Origin of the sequence: Clostridium sp. DSM 8431 (assembly GCF_900116755.1) — a bacterium.
Lineage (GTDB): Bacteria > Bacillota > Clostridia > Clostridiales > Clostridiaceae > Clostridium.
In genome coordinates this window covers 1-19,373 of the sequence record NZ_FPBY01000010.1, presented here as the reverse complement: position 1 = coordinate 19,373, position 19,373 = coordinate 1, and the positions used below count along the sequence as shown (strand labels likewise).

General features: G+C 27.5%; 17 protein-coding genes. 15 read left to right on the top strand and 2 right to left on the bottom strand.

The window, feature by feature from the left end; genetic code table 11:
* The first annotated feature begins 1 nt into the window (after position 1).
* From BM384_RS01885 to BM384_RS01840, 10 genes are all read left to right on the top strand, one after another.
* Positions 2 to 343, top strand: a complete 342-nt coding sequence (locus BM384_RS01885) for a phosphopantetheine-binding protein (RefSeq protein WP_207650686.1) — start codon at positions 2 to 4, stop codon at positions 341 to 343.
* On the top strand, positions 336 to 1,589 hold the full coding sequence (locus BM384_RS01880; protein ID WP_175537253.1) for a beta-ketoacyl-[acyl-carrier-protein] synthase family protein: 1,254 nt from the start codon (positions 336 to 338) through the stop codon (positions 1,587 to 1,589). Before BM384_RS01885 ends, BM384_RS01880 begins: the two co-directional genes overlap by 8 nt.
* A gap of 4 nt (positions 1,590 to 1,593) precedes the next feature.
* Positions 1,594 to 2,034 (top strand): 3-hydroxyacyl-ACP dehydratase FabZ, encoded by a 441-nt coding sequence (gene fabZ / locus BM384_RS01875; RefSeq protein WP_175537252.1) that lies wholly within the window; start codon positions 1,594 to 1,596, stop codon positions 2,032 to 2,034.
* Complete coding sequence (locus tag BM384_RS01870; RefSeq protein ID WP_175537251.1) at positions 2,024 to 3,208, top strand: beta-ketoacyl-[acyl-carrier-protein] synthase family protein; 1,185 nt, start codon at positions 2,024 to 2,026, stop codon at positions 3,206 to 3,208. Before fabZ ends, BM384_RS01870 begins: the two co-directional genes overlap by 11 nt.
* Positions 3,199 to 3,948: a 3-oxoacyl-ACP reductase family protein gene (locus BM384_RS01865; protein WP_090010265.1), complete on the top strand. Its 750-nt coding sequence runs from the start codon at positions 3,199 to 3,201 to the stop codon at positions 3,946 to 3,948. The genes BM384_RS01870 and BM384_RS01865 overlap by 10 nt, the downstream gene beginning before the upstream one ends.
* Positions 3,949 to 3,982: 34 nt before the next feature.
* On the top strand, positions 3,983 to 7,144 hold the full coding sequence (locus BM384_RS01860; RefSeq protein ID WP_090010262.1) for an amino acid adenylation domain-containing protein: 3,162 nt from the start codon (positions 3,983 to 3,985) through the stop codon (positions 7,142 to 7,144).
* A complete protein-coding gene (locus tag BM384_RS01855) occupies positions 7,141 to 7,641 on the top strand; it encodes an acyl-CoA thioesterase (protein ID WP_090010260.1) in 501 nt (166 codons plus the stop codon). Before BM384_RS01860 ends, BM384_RS01855 begins: the two co-directional genes overlap by 4 nt.
* 2 nt (positions 7,642 to 7,643) lie before the next feature.
* Positions 7,644 to 8,009 (top strand): acyl-CoA thioesterase, encoded by a 366-nt coding sequence (locus tag BM384_RS01850; protein WP_090010257.1) that lies wholly within the window; start codon positions 7,644 to 7,646, stop codon positions 8,007 to 8,009.
* Complete coding sequence (locus tag BM384_RS01845; protein WP_090010254.1) at positions 8,006 to 8,719, top strand: flavodoxin family protein; 714 nt, start codon at positions 8,006 to 8,008, stop codon at positions 8,717 to 8,719. Before BM384_RS01850 ends, BM384_RS01845 begins: the two co-directional genes overlap by 4 nt.
* A gap of 596 nt (positions 8,720 to 9,315) precedes the next feature.
* Positions 9,316 to 10,560 (top strand): YkvI family membrane protein, encoded by a 1,245-nt coding sequence (locus BM384_RS01840; protein ID WP_090010251.1) that lies wholly within the window; start codon positions 9,316 to 9,318, stop codon positions 10,558 to 10,560.
* A 131-nt stretch (positions 10,561 to 10,691) separates the two neighbouring features.
* Here BM384_RS01840 and BM384_RS01835 read toward each other — a convergent pair whose 3' ends face one another.
* Positions 10,692 to 11,159 (bottom strand): hypothetical protein, encoded by a 468-nt coding sequence (locus BM384_RS01835; protein ID WP_090010249.1) that lies wholly within the window; start codon positions 11,157 to 11,159, stop codon positions 10,692 to 10,694.
* Positions 11,120 to 11,242, bottom strand: coding sequence for a hypothetical protein (locus BM384_RS18450; RefSeq protein ID WP_278280886.1), 123 nt, complete (start codon positions 11,240 to 11,242; stop codon positions 11,120 to 11,122). Before BM384_RS18450 ends, BM384_RS01835 begins: the two co-directional genes overlap by 40 nt.
* A gap of 482 nt (positions 11,243 to 11,724) precedes the next feature.
* Between BM384_RS18450 and BM384_RS01830 the strand changes: the two genes are divergently transcribed.
* The 5 genes from BM384_RS01830 to BM384_RS01810 all read left to right on the top strand — a co-directional run bounded on the left by BM384_RS01830 (position 11,725) and on the right by BM384_RS01810 (position 18,944).
* Positions 11,725 to 13,317 (top strand): methyl-accepting chemotaxis protein, encoded by a 1,593-nt coding sequence (locus BM384_RS01830; RefSeq protein ID WP_090010246.1) that lies wholly within the window; start codon positions 11,725 to 11,727, stop codon positions 13,315 to 13,317.
* Positions 13,318 to 13,410: 93 nt separating this feature from the next.
* Positions 13,411 to 13,740: a hypothetical protein gene (locus BM384_RS01825; protein WP_090010243.1), complete on the top strand. Its 330-nt coding sequence runs from the start codon at positions 13,411 to 13,413 to the stop codon at positions 13,738 to 13,740.
* 233 nt (positions 13,741 to 13,973) lie between these two features.
* Positions 13,974 to 18,140: a DUF445 family protein gene (locus BM384_RS01820; RefSeq protein ID WP_090010240.1), complete on the top strand. Its 4,167-nt coding sequence runs from the start codon at positions 13,974 to 13,976 to the stop codon at positions 18,138 to 18,140.
* 432 nt (positions 18,141 to 18,572) lie between these two features.
* The gene (locus tag BM384_RS17530) at positions 18,573 to 18,722 is read left to right on the top strand and encodes a hypothetical protein (protein ID WP_175537250.1); all 150 of its coding nucleotides are present in this window, start codon (positions 18,573 to 18,575) and stop codon (positions 18,720 to 18,722) included.
* 21 nt (positions 18,723 to 18,743) lie between these two features.
* A complete protein-coding gene (locus tag BM384_RS01810) occupies positions 18,744 to 18,944 on the top strand; it encodes a hypothetical protein (RefSeq protein ID WP_090010234.1) in 201 nt (66 codons plus the stop codon).
* Positions 18,945 to 19,373: the final 429 nt, after the last annotated feature.

The following is a 19,373-nucleotide window of genomic DNA, read 5'->3' as shown; positions in this document are numbered from 1 at the left end:
TATGGCAAATAGTGTAATTTATAAAGATAAAGAATATACAATGGAGATGATTATAAGTGACGTAAAGGAAATGATTATTGATAGATTGATGTTAGATATCACTGCAGATGAGATAGATAAGGATATGCCTTTATTTGAAAGTGATGATTTAGAAGAAGATATTGAAAATTTGGGATTAGATTCTATTGATGGATTAGAAATAATGGTAGGAATTCAAAATCTATATGGAATAAAACTTGATGCTAATAATCATAAAGAGGCATATAAATCAGTAAATACTTTAGCCTTATCAATATTCGATATGTTAAGCAAAGATGATAATGGAGATGGTGCTAATGCATAATAATAGAAATGTTGTTATTACTGGTTTGGGAGTTGTTGCTCCTAATGGAAATAATGTAGAGGAATTTTACCAAAATTGTATTAATGGAGTTACAGGAATTTGTGAAAGTGACATACTTAAAGAATTTTCATTTGAGTCTAAGTATGCCGGTGAAGTACATATAGGTGAAGATTTAAGATGGGAAGCTAAGTATAGAAAAATAGGTGATATGGCCTCTGAAGAAATGCTTAAAAGTGCACGTATGACAAAAGGAGATATTGAAAAATTTGATGTTAGAACAGGATTTTGTATAGCATCAGCTAATATTGGAAGTTTAAGACTTGAACCTCAACTTAGGTTTAAGGAAGGTCTTGATATTAATCAATCTAAGGAAGATATAGACTTATTAAAAAAAAGAGAATCAGATATATTAGATTTTAATGGTACTGATTGTGTATATTATTTTGCAGATAAATTAGGTATTGGTGGACCAGTTATATCAGTAAATACAGCATGTACATCTGGAACTATGGCAGTTGGTACAGGCTATAGATTAATAAAGAGCAATCAAGCTGATGTAGTTGTTGCAGCAGGAATTGAAGTTTTAAGTGATCTTAGTTTAAGTGGTTTTAATTCTATGTTAAATCTAAGCTCAAACCCATGTCGTCCTTTTGATAAAGGTCATAATGGTATTACCATTGGTGAAGGCGCGGCTTTTGTAATGCTTGAAGAGGAAGAATCTGCAATTAAGAGAGGTGCAACTATCCTTGGACGTGTATTTGGATATACTACTGCAAATGATGCTTATCATGTAACATCTCCAGATCCAACAGGAAAGGGTGCATTATGGTGCATGGAGCAGACATTAAAAAATAGAAAATGTAATAAAGATGAAAAATTATATGTAAATACACATGGAACAGCAACTAAGGCAAATGATTCTATGGAACTAAAAGCATTAGTTGAGTTGCAAGAAAATAATGATATTAATCATATATGGTTTTCTTCAACAAAATCAATGATTGGCCATTGTTTAGGTGCAAGTGGAATTATTGAATTTATATGCTCAATAAAGGGATTAGCTCATGGAAAAATGCCTGTATCAATTTCGGCAGAAGATAAGGTGGAATTTGATGAGTCCAAACTTACTCTTGTACGTGATCAGTCAGAATCAGTTCCATATGATTACTTTATTTCTAACTCATTTGCATTTGCAGGATGTGCATCTTCAATTGGTGTTGAAAAGTGGAATGAAGGAGGAAAATAAAGCTATGAATATTTTAGATGTTGTAAAACATAGATACCCCTTTATATTGGTAGATAAAGTTCTAGAAAGTGAATATATGAAGTATTCAAAGGTACTAAAAAATGTAAGCTATAATGAACCATGGGTGCCAGGACACTACCCTGAACATCCTATAATGCCAGGAGTATTACTAATTGAAGCTATGGGACAAGCTAGTGGCTTTATATTAGTTGATACTAATAGTCGTGAGGAAGAAATTGAAAAGAAATATGGATATCTAACAACAGTAGAAAAAACTAAATTTATTAAACCAGTACATCCTGGTGATCAGTTAATTATAGAATCAAGAATAATCGAACATGTAAATAATTTTATAAAGGTAAATTCAGTTGTTAAAGTAGATGGAAAGACTGTTACTAAAGGTGTCTTATCCTATATCTTACAGGAGGAGAAAAATGAATTGTAGAAAAATTATTCTTAAGGATTTTAACGTTATGAGCCCAGTGATTCCTGATGGAGTAAGTTTTGAACAAACATTATTTTATCCAGATGAAAATTGGGAACCTAATGAACAATTTAATATAAAGAAAGTTGTAAAGCCAGTTGCTAAAGAAGTAAGAAGAATGAATAGAATTGCTAGTATGGCATATGTTTCTTCAAAGTCTATTATGGATAAAATAGACTTTTCAGGGATTAATAACTATAGATTTGGAGCTATATTTTCAACTCATAATGCTAGTTATGAAAATGTATTGCGAATATTAAAAAATCTTTACGGAAAAGGTGCAGAAGCTGTAAGTCCAATTGATTTTTCATATTCAGTAGGAAACTCATTACTTTCAGGAATAACTATAAAATATGGATTAAAGGGACCATGTACAGTATTACCATCTTCAGACCCATTACTTTTAACAAGAATAATTCTTCAAAATGGAGAAGCTGATTATATGCTTGTGGGAAGTTTTAATATATGCCTTGATGAGAATTTAGAATTTTACAGAACATTAGACTATTTGAATGGTGATAGAGATGGTTTTACAAAGTTATTAGAAGAAGCTAATGGGGCAGTAGTTAGAGAAGTTGGAATCAGTATGATTTTAGAATCCTCTGAGCATTGTGAAAATAAGGATGAAAAGAAATGTTATTTAAGTGGTTTCTCTGATATTAGAGCGAAACTACATAATGTAGCAAAGAAAGATTTAACATTTAATAATTACCCTATAAGTACTGATGCTGAATTATCTATGTTCTCTGCAGAAGATTTTAAAAAGTCAATGAAAATAGCTATGGCAGATGCAAAAGTTACTGCTGAAGATATTGATGCAGTATTCACATGTACATGTGGAAATAAGTCTTTAGATTTGGAAGAATACAAAGCTATAGTAGATACTTTTAATGAAAATACAGAACTTGTATCAATTCAAAGTGTTTTTGGAACAAACTTAGGTGGAAACTTTATGTTAAACTCTGCAGCAGCTGCATCAAGCTTGAAAAATCAATGTTTACCTCCAACTAAGGGAATTTCTGAAGGTAATAGTAGGTTTAATAAAGAAAAGAAAAGCAAGAAACTAACTACAATACTTGTAAATGGATATAACGATACAGGAAATATTATAAGTGGGGTGTGGCAATGGATGTAGGATTAAAGGATAAAGTAGTACTTATAAGTGGTGGAAGTAGAGGCATCGGTTCTAAGATATGTGAAGCTTTTGTTTCAGAAAAAAGTAAGGTCTATTTTATGTATAAAAGTAATGATGAAGAAGCTAATAATACTGTTAATAGAATAAAAGAAAAATATGTAGATAGTACTATAGTTGCCATAAAGGCAGATGTATGTGATGAAGAGCAATGTGTAAAAGCAGTTGAAAAGATAAAAGAAATTGAGGGGACAATAGATGTATTAGTTAATAATGCAGGAATAACAAGAGACAATTTAATGTTAGTGCAAAATAAAAAAGAGTGGAAATCTGTTTTAGACGTAACTATTGATGGTACTTACAATTTAACTCATGAAGTTGCTTTACTTATGTTTGGAAAACGTAGAGGTACAATTATTAATATTAGCTCTATTGCAGGATTAACAGGAGTTATGGGACAAACTAATTACTGTACAGCAAAAGCTGGAATAATAGGATTTACAAAGGCCTTATCAAAAGAACTTGGAATGAAAAATGTAAGAGTTAATGCTATTGCACCTGGATATATAGAAACAGATATGACTAAAGATTTAAGTAATTTAAATAGTATAAAAAAGCAAATACCATTAAGAAGATTAGGAAAGCCAGAAGATATAGCTAATTTAGTACTGTTTTTAGCATCAGATTTATCAAGTTATATAAATGGTGAAGTAATTACTATAGATGGTGGATTAACATCATAAAATACGTAAATTTAAATTAATTGGAGGTGAGAAGATGGATAGAAAAGAATATTTAGAAAAGGGAATTGCAGAAGTGTTTATGTCTTCCGCTAGAATGTATAAAGATAGAATTGCAATTTCTGATTTATATGGAGAAATGAGCTATAAAGATCTTGATATCTACTCCTCATGTCTTGCAAGAAGATTAATAAGTCTTAGCTATTGGAAGGAAGATATAGTGGTTGCAGTAGATTTTCCAAAGGGTAGAGAAGTTATATTGTTAATATTAGCAATTTATAAAGCAGGGGGAGTGTATTTACCTTTAAATGAAAACTATCCTCCAAAGCGGATAGCTAATATGATGAAAATAAGTAATTCTACATTAATTATAGCAAAGAAAAAAGAGCGTATTAGTGAAGTTATTAAGGAAATTGATATTAAAGTAAATTTTATAAAGTGGGAAGAATTAAATAAAGATATTGGTTGTGAACTTCAAGATGAAAGTTATACAAAATTCAAAATTAAAAATCCATCTAAAATAGCATACATTATGTTTACTTCAGGGTCTACAGGTGAGCCAAAGGGAGTTATAGTTTCGCAAAGAAGTGTTATAAATTCAGCTATAGCTTGCCATAATCGTTTCTTTGAATTACCTGAAGACACTGGCTTATATGAGTCTAGAAAAAATAGCAAAGAAATCTTAAATATTGGTTTACTTTCTGATTTTAGTTTTGATCCTAGTGTTGTTCAAATGTATATTGCTTTGTTTTTTGGAAATTGTATAGTTCCAATACCTGATGATGTGAAAAGATCTCAGAAACTTTTATGTGAATACTGGAAAAAACAAAAGGTTCATGTTTGTGAAATAACTCCTACACATTTAAAGTACTTATTAAGTTTTTATAAGGATAAAAAAGGAGAACTGTATCTTCCAAGTACTATTGTTTCAGTTGGAGAACCTTTACCTTCTGAAATGGTAAGTAATATATTTAAGGTTCAGGATAAAAAAAATGCCAAGGTAATAAACGCCTATGGACCAACAGAAATATGTGTTTATTCCAATGCTAAGGTTATTACTAGAAGTAATTTTATAGAACATGAGAAAATAGGAGTAGGTAAACCTTTAAGTGGATATAGAGTTTATATTTTAGATGAAAATTTAAAGAAAGTTTCCTTAGGAGAAGAGGGAGAAATATATATAGGTGGTCATTATTTATCTGATGGCTATATTGGAAGAGATGATTTGACTAAGAAGTCATTTTTAAAAGATCTTTTAGTATCAGAAGATAAAATGTATAAGACTGGTGATTTGGGCAAATATATTGGAAATGGTGAATACATTTGTTTAGGAAGAAATGATGATCAGATAAAAATAAGTGGACATAGAATAGAGCTTGGAGAAGTAGAGAGAGTATTTAAAAATAAGCTTTTTATAGATGAAGTGCATTTATTAGTAAGAAGTGATAGCAATAATGAAAAGCAGATATTAGCATTTTACACAGGGAAAGAATTAGATGTAAGTGAAGCAAAAAAAGAATTAGAAAAATTCTTACCAAATTATATGGTACCTAAGTTTATTATTCGTTTAGAAAGGTTTAAGTTAAATGCAAATGGAAAATTAGATAGAAATAATATGCTTGAAGCTTATAAAAAATATAGCTTAGAGAGAGAAATTAAGATAGATAATTCAAGTGTGTTATCCATATGTAAGTATATACTTGAAAAAAATGATTTAACATATGAAGATAATTTCTTTGAAGTGGGAGCTAGTTCATTAGACGTATTTAAGCTTAATACTAGGCTATATAATGATTTAGGTGTTGCTTTAGATATTAAAGAATTATATGAGGCTAAGAATATTAAAGAAATTGAAATTATAGTTAAAGATGAGGCTAAAAGATATAGCAATAAAGAATTTGAAGAAGAGGAAGTACGTAAGGTAAAGGCCACAGAAATTCAAAAGCAGCTTATTAGAAAAGAAAAGACTATGATGAAAAATGAATTAGCAATAGTAAATAACAGAGAGAATATCGTTCCACCATATAATATTATCCACATAGTTAAACATAGTAAGTATATAGATTCAACAAAGTTAAAGAGTGCTATTTATAAGCTAATTCAGAGAAATAAAATACTTAGAAGTATATTTATCATAAAAGATAAAGAGCTTTATTTAGAGTGGCAAGATAAGGGGATTGTAGATTTTAGTGAAGTTCATAATATAAATTTTGAAGATATTAATTATTATAAATATGCTAGAAACTTCTATTGTGATAAACTTCCGTTATTACAAGTAGTCCTATTTGAAAATAAGGAAAGTGAACAAAGAATGATGATTAATATACATCATGGAATATTTGATTTTCTATCATTATCAATATTTTTAAATGAGCTTTTTAGTATATATTATGATTTACCTATGCAACCTAAAAAATATGATTTCTTCAAATTTATAAATGATACAAAAGATCATGATTATAGTGAAGTAAAAAAGTTTTGGAGTGAATATTTAAAAGATAGAAAAAAATCAGTTGCTTTTCCACCTAAAACAGATAGGGTAAGAATGAAAATGACAGCTAAAGATACAGTTAAATGTTTAGATGTTCAATATGGAAGTATAGATACAGAAAAGTTAAAAAGAGTATGCATAAAATTAAATATAAGTGTATTTACAATAATGTGTTCAGTTTTAGCAGAAATAATGCAACAAGCCACAGGAAAAGATGATATAACATTAGCTACAGTATTTCATGGAAGACCTACAGATTATACAGGAATTAGTGAAGTAATTGGACTTTTAGCACAAATAATGCCTATTAGATTTAAAATCTCTAAGGATATTTCATTTGAAAAAAGATTGATAGAAAAGCAGAAAGAAATAGATGAAATATTAAAAAATCAAGGTATTGGTATGAATGATATCTACTGTATGCAAACTTTTGAAGAGAGATTAATAGGAGATTATTTTAAGGTTATGATTAATTATCATACAGATTATATGGAAGTGCTACCTAAGGGGTTAGGAGAAATAGAATGTAGTGAAATTGGAAAACATCCAGAAGATATTCCTCTATATATTCAAATAACATCTCATAAGAAAGATATGACTTTTAGCTTTATGTATGCAGAGAAATTATATACTGAGGAAATGATTAAAGATATAATAAATAATTTTTTCACTTGCTTAAATTCTTGGATAAATAAGGTGATGTTATGATAGTACGTAGTTATTTTGAAAAACATAAAATATCATTTTCAGAATGTAATTATTGGGGAGAAGTTACTGCTCAAAAATATTTATGTATGTTTGAAAATGCACGTTTCAATATAGGTAAAGAAAGTAAGTTGGATGCTTTTTTCTATAAGGAACATAGAGGAAAAAGTTTAGTAGATGAGTCATTAAATGATACTGGAGAAAATTTTATAATGCCAGTTTTGCAAAGCAAATTAGAATTTCAAAATGAGCTTAAGGTAGGTACTGAAGTATACATTTATAGTTGGCTTGATATGCCTAAGGGTGCATACTGTTCATTTAATCATAAAGTAACAAGTTTAGACTCAAAAACTGTTTATGCTAAAGGAAAAACTAGTATTGGAATAGTAGGAAATAAGAGTGGACTTATGACTGAAATTCCAAAATCAATGAGAAAACTGCTACTAGCCTATATTGCAGATATGAATGTTGATGAAAATCATGTCTTATTGGAGGTGTGATTGTGATTATTAATAAGGAAAGAGAACTATTAGAATTTAGAGTTGGAATTAGCGAATGTGACTCTTATAAGATAATGCATAATTCAATGTATTTTGCTTATTTTGAAGAGGGGATTATATGTAGGCTTATTGGAGAGAATTTAGTAGCTTTTGATAGGGATAAGCCTTTTAAGGTATTAGAATCACGCTGTAGATATATACATTCTGCAAAGTATAACGATAAATTAAAATTAATAACTCAAGTTCAAAGATGTGATAAAAATCAGGAATTAATACGGATTAATCAAAAATTGATAGATTCTAATAATACTGTTATTTCAATATGTAAGAGCCTAATAAAAATAGATAGTGAGAGGATAATTTTATGAATATACTTGTGCTTAATAGTAGTGGTAAAAAAGAGAGAAGCAGAAGTTTTAAGGTTGCAAAAGCGTTTATAGAAGGATTAAAGGAAAATAAATATTTAAAAGAAGAAAAAAATATTTATGAAGTACACCTATTTGATAAAAATATTAATAGTTGCATTGGTTGTTATAATTGTTGGAAGAATGATGGAAAATGTATTCAGCATGATGATATGGATGATTTGTTGTTTAGGTATTTAGAGGCTGATATAGTAATATGGATCTTTCCTCTTACTTTTTATGGTTTTCCTTCAAAAATGAGGTGCGCTATAGAGAGATTATTACCTATATTTACAGCAAAGATGGCACCTAGAGAAGATGGAGGTTATATCCATCTTAATAGATATGAAACTAAAAGAAAGAGAGAAATATTTATATCTACCTGCGGATTTCCATCAGAAATAAATAATTATGAAGGAGTTAAAAAGGTTATAAAAATTATGCATCCTAATAATTCCGATTATATATTTTGCAGTGAAGGATCCATATTTGAGGTGGACAAGTTTTCTAATATTATAAATCGCTATTTAAAAAAGGTAACTATAGCTGGTAGAGAATTTTCTTTTGAAAATGGTTTGGATAATAAATCAAAGAAAAGATTATCTGAGCAATTATTACCAGAAGATTTATATATGGCTAAGTCAAATTCAGATGATTATTGGCTTAACTTTTAATAAATAAAATTTCATTGAAAGGAGGTGATATTAATGCTAGAAAACATCGAAAACTTATTAGAATCAGAAGAATTCGATTTCGACATGGAAACTCTTGAAGAAGTAGTTACTCCAGGAAGTGGATTCGGATGTGATTGCAACTAGTAATCTATAAACTATTGAAAGGAGGTGACATTAATGTTAGAAAACATCGAAAAGTTATTAGAATCAGAAGAATTTGATTTCGATATGGAAACTCTTGAAGAAGTAGTTACTCCAGGAAGCGGATTCGGATGTAATTGCTAGTAATTATATTTATCTAAATATTAAATGAAAATCTCTATGAATTATCTTTATGATAGTTCATAGAGATTTTTTTGTTTACTTAAGTAATGTTAAGGGAGGCATAGGAACTAGAGAATATTTATATTATATTATGGAAACAATATAGAGTATATTCATGAAGTAACATATACTATATACATTTGCCAAAATATTTATAATATAGTATGGTATTATGTATAGGGAAATTTAATGATAATGAGTATCATGATATTTTAGTTACGAGAAATTTAGAAATAAAATAAAATGAAGTTACAAACATAAGGAGGATAATTTTGACCAAAAAGTATTTAAAAATAGCTTTAGCTTATGTAGGAGTAATCGTAGGTGCAGGGCTTTCATCTGGGCAAGACTTAATGCAGTATTTTGTGAGTTTTGGAAAAGAAGGTATTATAGGGGTTTTGATTTTGGCAGCCTTGAACATTATTTTTGGAAGAATTATTGTAACATTAGGATGCTATTATGGTTCTAATAATCATCAAGAAGTACTAGAAAAAATCACACATCCCTTTATTAATAAAATAATTGATTATACATTAATTGTATCAAGTTTTATTATTTATTTTGTAATGATAGCAGGAGCAGGAGCTAATCTGCATCAGCAATTTGGTATACCAAGTTTTATTGGAGCACTTATTTGTTCAGCTTTAGTAATAGTTGTATCCTTTATGGATTTTAATAAAATAACAGCTGTCCTTGGTATATTTACTCCTATTATAATAATTATGATATTAGTTATAACAGCATACACATATATAGGTCATAGTTATGATTTTACTAAGTTATCAAAAGTTGCAGAAACTTTAGAATCACCTATGCCTAATGTAGTTTTTTCTGCAATTAACTATTATTCACTTTGTGCTATTACAGGGGTATCTATGGCACTTGTTTTAGGAGGATCAGTAGTTCGTATAGGGGTTGCAGAAAAAGGTGGAATTATAGGAGGAGCTTTAATAGGTGTTATTGTATTATGTGCCTTTGCTTCATTATTTGCAAATGTTGATATGATAAAAGATTCAGAAATACCAATGCTTAATATTGTAGCAAATATTAATCCTATCTTTGCAAAAATATATACTTTTACTATTTTTGCTCTTATATTTAATACTGCCTTTAGTCTTAGCTTTGCATTGGCAAAAAGATTTGCATCTGAAGATAAAAAGAAGTTACATATTATTTTAATTTGTATAGTTATAGCAGGTTATATATGTAGTTTTGCAGGATTTAAAAAGTTGATTTCTTTAATGTATCCTTTGCTTGGATATATAGGAATTGTTCTGCTTTTGGTTCTTTTAACAACTTGGATTAGAAAAAAGCAACATATATATAGGGAAAAGATAATTCGTAGAAAGATGATTTCAGTTGAAGCTAAAAAGTATGATGATAATGAAGAATATACTTTGAAAGATAAGAAACTTTTTACGAAGCTTGGGGAACAATCTGTTGTTGATACAGAAGATATTAAGCAAGAAATAAAAGATGTAGTTAGAGAAGAAAGCTCAAAAAACGATGATGAGTAGATAAACTGTATATGTAAGTTTATACGGGGGGGAAAATTAAATAAAGGTGATTATACTTAGATATAATATAAAGTACAAGATAGAAGGTATCTTATCAAATATGAGATAAAACACTTTCTATCTTGTAATTTTTATTTAAGCATATCAGCAGTATAATTAGATGGTTCAAATTGAGCTGAACTATTAGTAATATCGCCATTTGAATTTATATCACCATAATATGCAGGAGTACCACAACCAGTGAAAACTATTCCCTTGCTTGTATCATCACTATTTATTAATGTAAAGTATTCATAACCGCTATTAGCTACAACATCGTTATAAAAAGCATTTAGGCTATCTGCTGTCATATCTTCTTTATTAAAGTAAGCTTGACCTCTTTGTCCAACTACTTTATTACCTTCGTCATTTATAACATCAATTGCAGATACATCATATATACCAGCATAAGATTCATCTACTTCTACAGTTACAGTTTCTATAGTTACTGTTTGAGATTCATTATAATAAATAACTCCAGCAATTGCACAAAATACTATTAAACCAAGTCCATAGCAGATTACTGCAGTAGATTTTTTCTCTTTTCTGGTTTTACCCATGGTAAAACTTTTTCAGGTTTAACTAAACCTATTATTAACAGAATTAAGCATATTACAGCTAATATTGAAAATAAAATTATCATATCATTCATCCTCCTAAATTTTTTTATTAATTATTACAAACGTGATTATAAACCTTCATTTTAAATTTGTCATAGCATTTTATGGAAAGTAAAATTTTAAATTAATAGAGTTAGTTTATGAAAAGGATTATTTATTAATTCTTTTTTTGAAAATAATATAATTATTACTGTTTTATTTATATAGATGAATTTTTTTTATATTTTTATTAAATTTCGAAATAGAATAAATAAAAAACCAAGATATTAAATTTTAAATTAATACCTCTAAAAGCCTCAAAATTATCATTCTATAAATATAATAGTAGCTCTAAATTAATAATATATAAAAAAAGGAATATTAATTTTAGTAAATTGATTAAAATTTAAAGGATTAGATGGTAAATAAAATTAGATTATAAATAAAACAAAGAAAAGGTTAAATGTATCCGACAAATTTCGGATATACATAGTAAGGGAGTATTGATGGAATAGGGGAGGAACTTATGGAACTAAAGAGAAAAAATTATTTCAGATTTGGTCTGAAGGGAAAAATCATATTTATATTAACTATCAACATAATAATTACTTCTATAATAATAGCTGGATTATCTTATTTTAAAGCTAGGAATATAATAAAAGATAATACAACTATGAATATGCAGGAAAAAATAAATTTAGTTGATGAAAAGGTTAATTCTTTAAGTAATAATACAGAATCTTTAGCAGGTTCAATTATTGCTTCCGGATATTTAAAAGAGAATATGACTGAAGAAAATCATAAAGCAATAGTTAATTATTTTTCAGAATTAGCTAAGGTCTATCCTGAAGTTATAAATTTAATTTATGTTACACCACAAAAGTTTCATATATATCCGGAGAATGAAAAATTTGATTCGATAATTCCAGGGGAAAGACCTTGGTTTCAAGAACTAATGGAATCACCAGAAGAAGAAGTTTGGGATACTCCATATGTAGACGCTTCTTCAGGAGAATTAGTAGTAACTTATTCAAAAAAAGTTATTATCGATGGTAATGTTATAGGTATAGTACAAGTCGATGTATCTTTAGCTCATATTAACGAGTTGATTAATACTATAAAGCTTGGACCTACTGGTTATGTTATGCTTTCTAATTATGATGGACTTATATCAGTACATAGTAATGAAGAATTAATAGACACTGAAATTGAAAATGATGACCTTAGAGAATTTGTACAAAACTCAGATAAGGGAACTTTTGAATTTAAAGAAGCAGGTGATATTAAGCTTGCAGTTACTAAAAAATTAGATACTGGAATGGAGCTTAAGGCAGTTGGTATTGAGTCATCTAAAGAACTTATGACATCTGCAGTAAACTTATTAAAAATTATAATAATACTCACTATAATAGTAACAATTATTGTAATTGTAATAACTATATTTGTGTTAGGAAAAATAACACAGCATATTGAAGAATTCTTATTAACTCTTAAAGAAATGGGCGTAGGAAATCTTTGCGTTAAGTCAACAATTAATAGAAATGATGAAATTGGAAAAATGTCAAAAATATTCAATTCAATGGTTGTAAATTTAAGAAAACTTATTCAAGAAGCTAAAGATCAATGCAACGAAATGCTTAATAAAGTTGATGAATTAAGTAATGTAACAATTCAAAGCATAGGAGCTTCTAAAGAGATAACAGATTCTATTGAAACTGTTTCTAGAGGAGCTTATGAACAGTCAAGAGAAACAGAAGTTATTGTAGATAACTTTGAGAAATTATCTAAGTCAATGAATGCCATTTCTGGTTCAATAATAAAAATAGATACTCTTTTTGATGAAACAAAAGATATAAATGAAAATGGAATAAAGGTTGTTAATAATCTTTTAGATGTTACTGATAAGACTAACAAAACTACAGAAGCAGTACAAAAGAGAATTAAAGATATAAATTTAAGCTCATCAGAAATAGATAATATTGTAAAAACAATAACTGATATTGCAGAGCAAACAAATCTTTTATCTCTTAATGCAAGTATTGAAGCAGCAAGAGCAGGGGAAATGGGTAAAGGATTTGCAGTTGTTGCAGAGGAAGTTAGAAAACTTGCAGAAGAATAATCAAGTTCTGCTAATGAAATAAGAGAAATTATTACTAAAATTCAAGAGCAAACTTCTTTAGCAGTATCTGAAGTTGAAGAAGCTAAAAAGAGCATGGATGTTCAAACTACTGCTGTAGAAAATACAAGAAAATCTTTTGAAGAACTTAATGGTTCTATTACTACTGTATCTGAAAGTATTAAGGATATAGACTTGTTAAATAAAAATATGATAGGCGTTAAAGACAAGACTGAAAAAGTTGTACATGGACTATCAAATAAGGCAAAAGAAAATATTGAAGCAACTGAAAATATGTCTGCAATTACAGAAGAACAATTAGCTATTATAACAAGTATTATTGATACTATGGATTATTTAGGTAAGAGTGCAGAAGTATTAAATGAAGAATTATCTGTAATTAAAACTAAAGAAGATAATGTTTAATTATTATATTGAGACAGTAGATAGATTTGTATAAAGGCAAATCTATCTACTGCTTTTTTTGTATTACTGCTTAGTAAAGAATTAAAGATCTTAATTATGAAGTAGGTAGGCTAAAATTATTACAAAAATATAAGAAATACATTTTTATATGGAGTAATAAAGGGTTATATGAGTTATAATAGAATAATTAAGACAGTTAATTAAAAAATTGGAGGATAAAAAGGAGGTTTAACATGGAAGACATACTACTTTTGGTATTGCAAAGTATTTCTGGCGGTATTGCAGGTTACATTACCAATAAATATGCTGTAAATATGCTTTTTAAGGAATATACTGTTTTCAATAAATTTAAGTTTGGTGGAGTAATTAAAAATAGAAAGCAGCAATTCGTTGAAGAAATAAGTGCTTTAGTTGAAAGAGATATAATTAACGGATCAACTTTAAAGAAGAATTTAAAAAGTGATAAGGTAAAAAATGAATTAGAGAATGTTTTAAATACATTTTTTAATGATGAGCTTATTAAAGCCTTTGAGAAAACAGAGCTTAATAATATACCTGGCTTTAATAAGAGTTTAGAAGATATAAAGAAATTTTCTTCTGACAATTATGATGAAGTAATGAAACCTTTAATAGGTGAGCTTTGTAATGAAGTAAATTTAAAAGATTTAGTCTCTAAAAAACAAGTTTCATATATTGCAGAAAATATATATAACTTAATTTTAGAATCAGTAGATAATAATACTTATATAAATGAAACTTTAACTAATATATATAATGAAGGGGCTCAAATTACACTTTCAGATTTTCTAAGCAAAGAAGCAGCTTCTAAAGTAGAAAAAAATATTGAAGATATTATATCATCAGCTATTAATAAAATAATTAGTAATGATGAAAAGTTAGTGTCTTTATTAAAAGATGTTCTTGAAAAAATAAAGGCTGAAGAGATTATTAATAATCTTCAAGAAGGCATTAAAAATAAGAGAATAGAAGAAGTAATAAGTGATGAAGAGCTTGAAGCATTAAGTCGTAAGATAGGGGCTACTCTTAAAAATTACTTAAATACTGAAGAAGGGATGACTTTACTTTCAAATATAATTAAGGAATTTATATCATTAATAAAAAATATAGAATTTTCTCTTTATGATTTATTAGATGATGAAGTGGCAGATAAACTTACTCTTCTTATTAGAGAAAAACTACCTGTATTTTTGCCTTATGTGGTTTCATGGATTGAAAAGAATAAGGATGAATTTGATGTGTTAATAGAAAAATCCATTGATGAAGGTATTCAAGATATGGATGCAGGTATAAGAAAACTTGTACTTTCTTTAGTAAGAGAACATTTCTTAGATAACATAAGTGCTAAATATGAAGTTCTTCAAAAGGTTACAGAGTTTATAGAATCTTATAAAATGGATGGTAGTGATGCTATTAAGGTAGCAGATAAGATAATTGATTATTTAAAACATACTAACATTAAGGATATTATAACTTCTTTAGAGGAAAACAATATACTTAATCAAAATGTTATAAATAAGGTATGTGAAGTAATAATTACATATCTATCTGACAATGAAAATAAGCTTATACTAAGTGTTATTAAAAATCAAAAGGGCAAGTTGATTTCTGATTTTGTAAAGTATGATTTTAATAATCTTTTAGATATTAATAGTAAAGTTAATGTTTATAGTCTTGTTTTAAAGCATAAAGAAAAGATTAATAATTTAATAGAATCAGTCTTATCTACTAAGATACATAGTGAGTTTAATGCTATTTATAATAAGAATGTAAAAAGTATTATAAGTGAAGATTTTGTAGTATCTATAAAGAATAGAAGTACAGATAGTATAAAAACACTTCTTACTAATAATGAAGAAAAGGTTAAAGAATATTTAAGTAGCATAATTAAAGACTTTATAAGCAATATGGAAGTGAAAAATATTGCTGAAAATGATAATGTGAAGAATAAGCTTTTAAGCTTAGAAGATGAGCTTTTAGAAAAGAGCAAATCACTTTCTGTTTCAGCTGTTATTAAGAAGTTTGGAAAGAATAAAGATAGCATAAGTTATTTAAATGAAGTTACATTAAAATATCTTGAAGATAATTTAGACAGCCTTTTAGATGGAAGAATTAAAAAGATTGTATATGATAATTTAATTCAGCTTGATGAAGATGAAATATGTGACTTAGCTCAGAGATTTATGGGAACAGAACTTAAGCCTCTTTCTGTATTTGGAGGAATTTTAGGTTTTGCTGGAGGATTAATTTTTGCACTATGCTTTAGAAATATAGGCTTTGAAGGATATTATTACAGCTTAGCAGGAGTTATTGGTTCAATAATATTAATGGGTGGAATTGGAGTTCTTACAAATGTAATTGCAATTGCCATGTTATTTAAGCCATATAAAAAGAATAAAGTATTATCTAAAATACCATTCTTAAGAAAGTTTGCTTTAGGTTATATTCCAGCTCATAAAGGAAACCTTGCAAATGGAATTGGAGGAGTGATAGATAATGATATTTTAAATGGAGGAAGAATCCATAAGCTTCTTAACTCTAAGAGAAATGTTATGAATTCAGGTCTTATGAATGTTATAAGCAATGATAACTACAAGCTTGTAAATAACACTCTTGTGAGAAATAAGAATTTAGTATGTAACTATTTCTATAATAAAATTTTATCTTCATTATATGAAAGTGATGTAAGCAGTAAGATTTCAAAGGCTATTGGTGAAAATGAAATTTCTGTTTCAAATAATATATTAAATAAGATTTCTTCTGGAATTAAAGAAAAGAAAAATGTATGTAAGAAATACTTATTAAGCTTTTTAGAAAGTAAAATAGATTCACCTAAGACTGTAATTGATATTCTTCCAAAAGGTGTAGTAGAAGAGGTAGAAAGAAAGGCTGGATCATTAGTTACTGAAAAAGCAAAAGAATTAATTACTGAAGAAAATACAAAGATGCTTTTTGTAAAATATAATGAAGTTTATAAAGGCTACATAAATAGAGAAGTTTCAGATATTATCTCAGAGGATATGATGAATTCTTTAGAAGAAAAAGCTGCAGATAAAATGGAAAACTTCTTATATAGTGATTTGAGATTTATTTTAAACTTTAAGCTTAGAGAAATATTATCAAAAGAGTTAAGTGAAGAAAAAACTATTGGTAATGTATTTAATGGTGCTATAGAAAATGCTGTTAATAAAAATCTTAATAAGATAACTAAATTAATTGTTATGAAGCTTACTAGTGTAATTGCTGAAAATGAAAAAAACATAGGCAATATGGTTAAGGATAATATAAATTCTAGACTTAACTTCCTTCAAAAGATGGGTTATGCCATGGCAAATGGAGATGGAATTGTAGATAGATGTATTTATATTTTAATAAATAAGAACTTACCAATATTTATTGATGAAAAGGTAAGTGAAGTTGAAGATATGATTTTAGATGGCTTAACAAATCAAGTATATCCAATGAAATTAAGTGATATTAATTTTGGAGTAAATGAAGTTAATGTTGGTGAATTTATTAATGGAGTATTTAATAATTTAGAGGAAGGCAGAAAGCTTAATAATATTACTAAGGTAATAACAAAAGAGCTTATGAATAAGGTTAAAGCCCTAAATATTGAAAGTGTCTTAAGTGAAGTAAATTTAGACAGTACAGAAAAGATATTTAATAAGTTCAATGGTGAAATAAATAGTTCTATAAGCTTACTTCTACAAAACACAGCTACTTTAAAGGAAACAGCATTAATAGGTTTAAAAAATATGGCACAAGGTATTACAGTTAAAGAGTTATTAAGTAGCATATCAAAAGAAGATTTAGAAAATATAGCAGGCAGTACAGTTGATGTTCTTATAAATAGTAATGCTGTAAATACTGGATTAAGCAATATTACAGAAGAGGTTTATGAAAAATCCTTTAAGAATAAGAAAATATCTTTTATTGTTAATTTAGAACTATTAGATTCAGATTTAGAAAATGTAATTAATGAAGCTAAGGGAAATGAAGAAATAAAAGCTTCTATTAAGGTAGCAGTGGAAAATATATTTGATAAGATCTGTAATGATAATCTTATGATAGTTGATGCTGAATTTAAGAATGATATAAACAGCAGAGTTTCAGAAGCTGCTATAGATTCTTTAATAGTTCATACAAAAGATATTTTAGAAAGCTTTGAACTTAAATCTATAACTTATGATGAAATAGAAAATATGGAACCTGAAGAAATACATAACTTATTTAAGTCTTTTGCAGGTGAATACTTTAAAAAGCTTTATATGTATGGTTCAATGGGAGCTATATTTGGAATAAACTTCTGGCTTTCTATGGTTATTGCTGTTTTTGATTATGCAAAGGGAAGAAAAGATAATACGGTTAATGAAAATTAGAATATAAAAATTAAGCACAGGGTTTAAAGCCTTGTGCTTTTATTTTTTCTATAAAGTTAAAGAAGAAAATAATTAAAGGAGTAATAGCACCTAAAATTATTGCTAACTGGAAGTTTTCATATATGAAACATAAGCAGCCAATACCAATTAAATATGCTATTAAAATTATATTTTTTATAGTATTTATGGTACTCAATATTTTTCTATTTTTCAAAAGATAACATGTACCTAATAAAGCTAAAAATATATATACAATCCCAAGTATAATAATCATAATGTTATTCCTTTCAAATTATTTAGTAAAGGTAAAGATGGGCCCTATTGACTATTCCTAATAGTAGCATGCTTTGATAAAAGTGTAAATATAATAAAAAAATATAAGTTAATATATTAAATATATGTTATAATTATCTATACTTGGAAGGGTGATTTGTGGAAGGTATAGTAGTATTAACTATCTTTTTTATTGGTTTGAGTTTCTTTGTGTATGATAGTGCTAAGAAGCAAAAGAAGATAAAAAATATAGGAATTTTAGTATTTTTAATAATAGTTATAATTATTAATCTTTTAGATTATATATAATATTTAATAAGGAGTAAGACTATGGAAAAAAATACGAAAGCAAAAAAACGCTATTTACATTTTCAAAGAGGAATAATTCTATTTATAGACTTTATTGTAGCAATGCAATTACCAGATCACTATAGAAAAAATAAGGTTATATTTACATTAATTCTTATTTGTATTCTTCTTAGTGTTAGTGGAATAATTTTAGACATTATAAAAACCTCAAAGGGAAAATAGGAAATTATATTCTCAAAGGGGATTAGTTCTATTTATGGGTACTATTTTAGCAATACAGTTACCAGATTAGTATTATAGAAGTAAAGTTTTATTTACATTGAGTCTTATTTTAGTTGTTGCTAGCTTTGGGGCAGTGATTTTTAATCTTATAAGAGCTTAAAAAAAGAAGTAAGTATTTTATTATAGTAAGACCAGCTAATAATAGTCAAGTAAATTTTAAAAAATAATATTTTTTAAAAAAGGGTATAGCAAACAAACCATTTGTAAAACACGAATGGTTACAAAAAATGTAAATCAATTAAGCGGCACTATTTTGAGAAGTATTTTCTAAAAACATTTGTTTATGTATTTTAGGATTTCGTAACTCAAATGGAGTTTGGTTTCGAAGTACTGCAAAGATATAATTTATTAATTTGTGCATTATAGCAA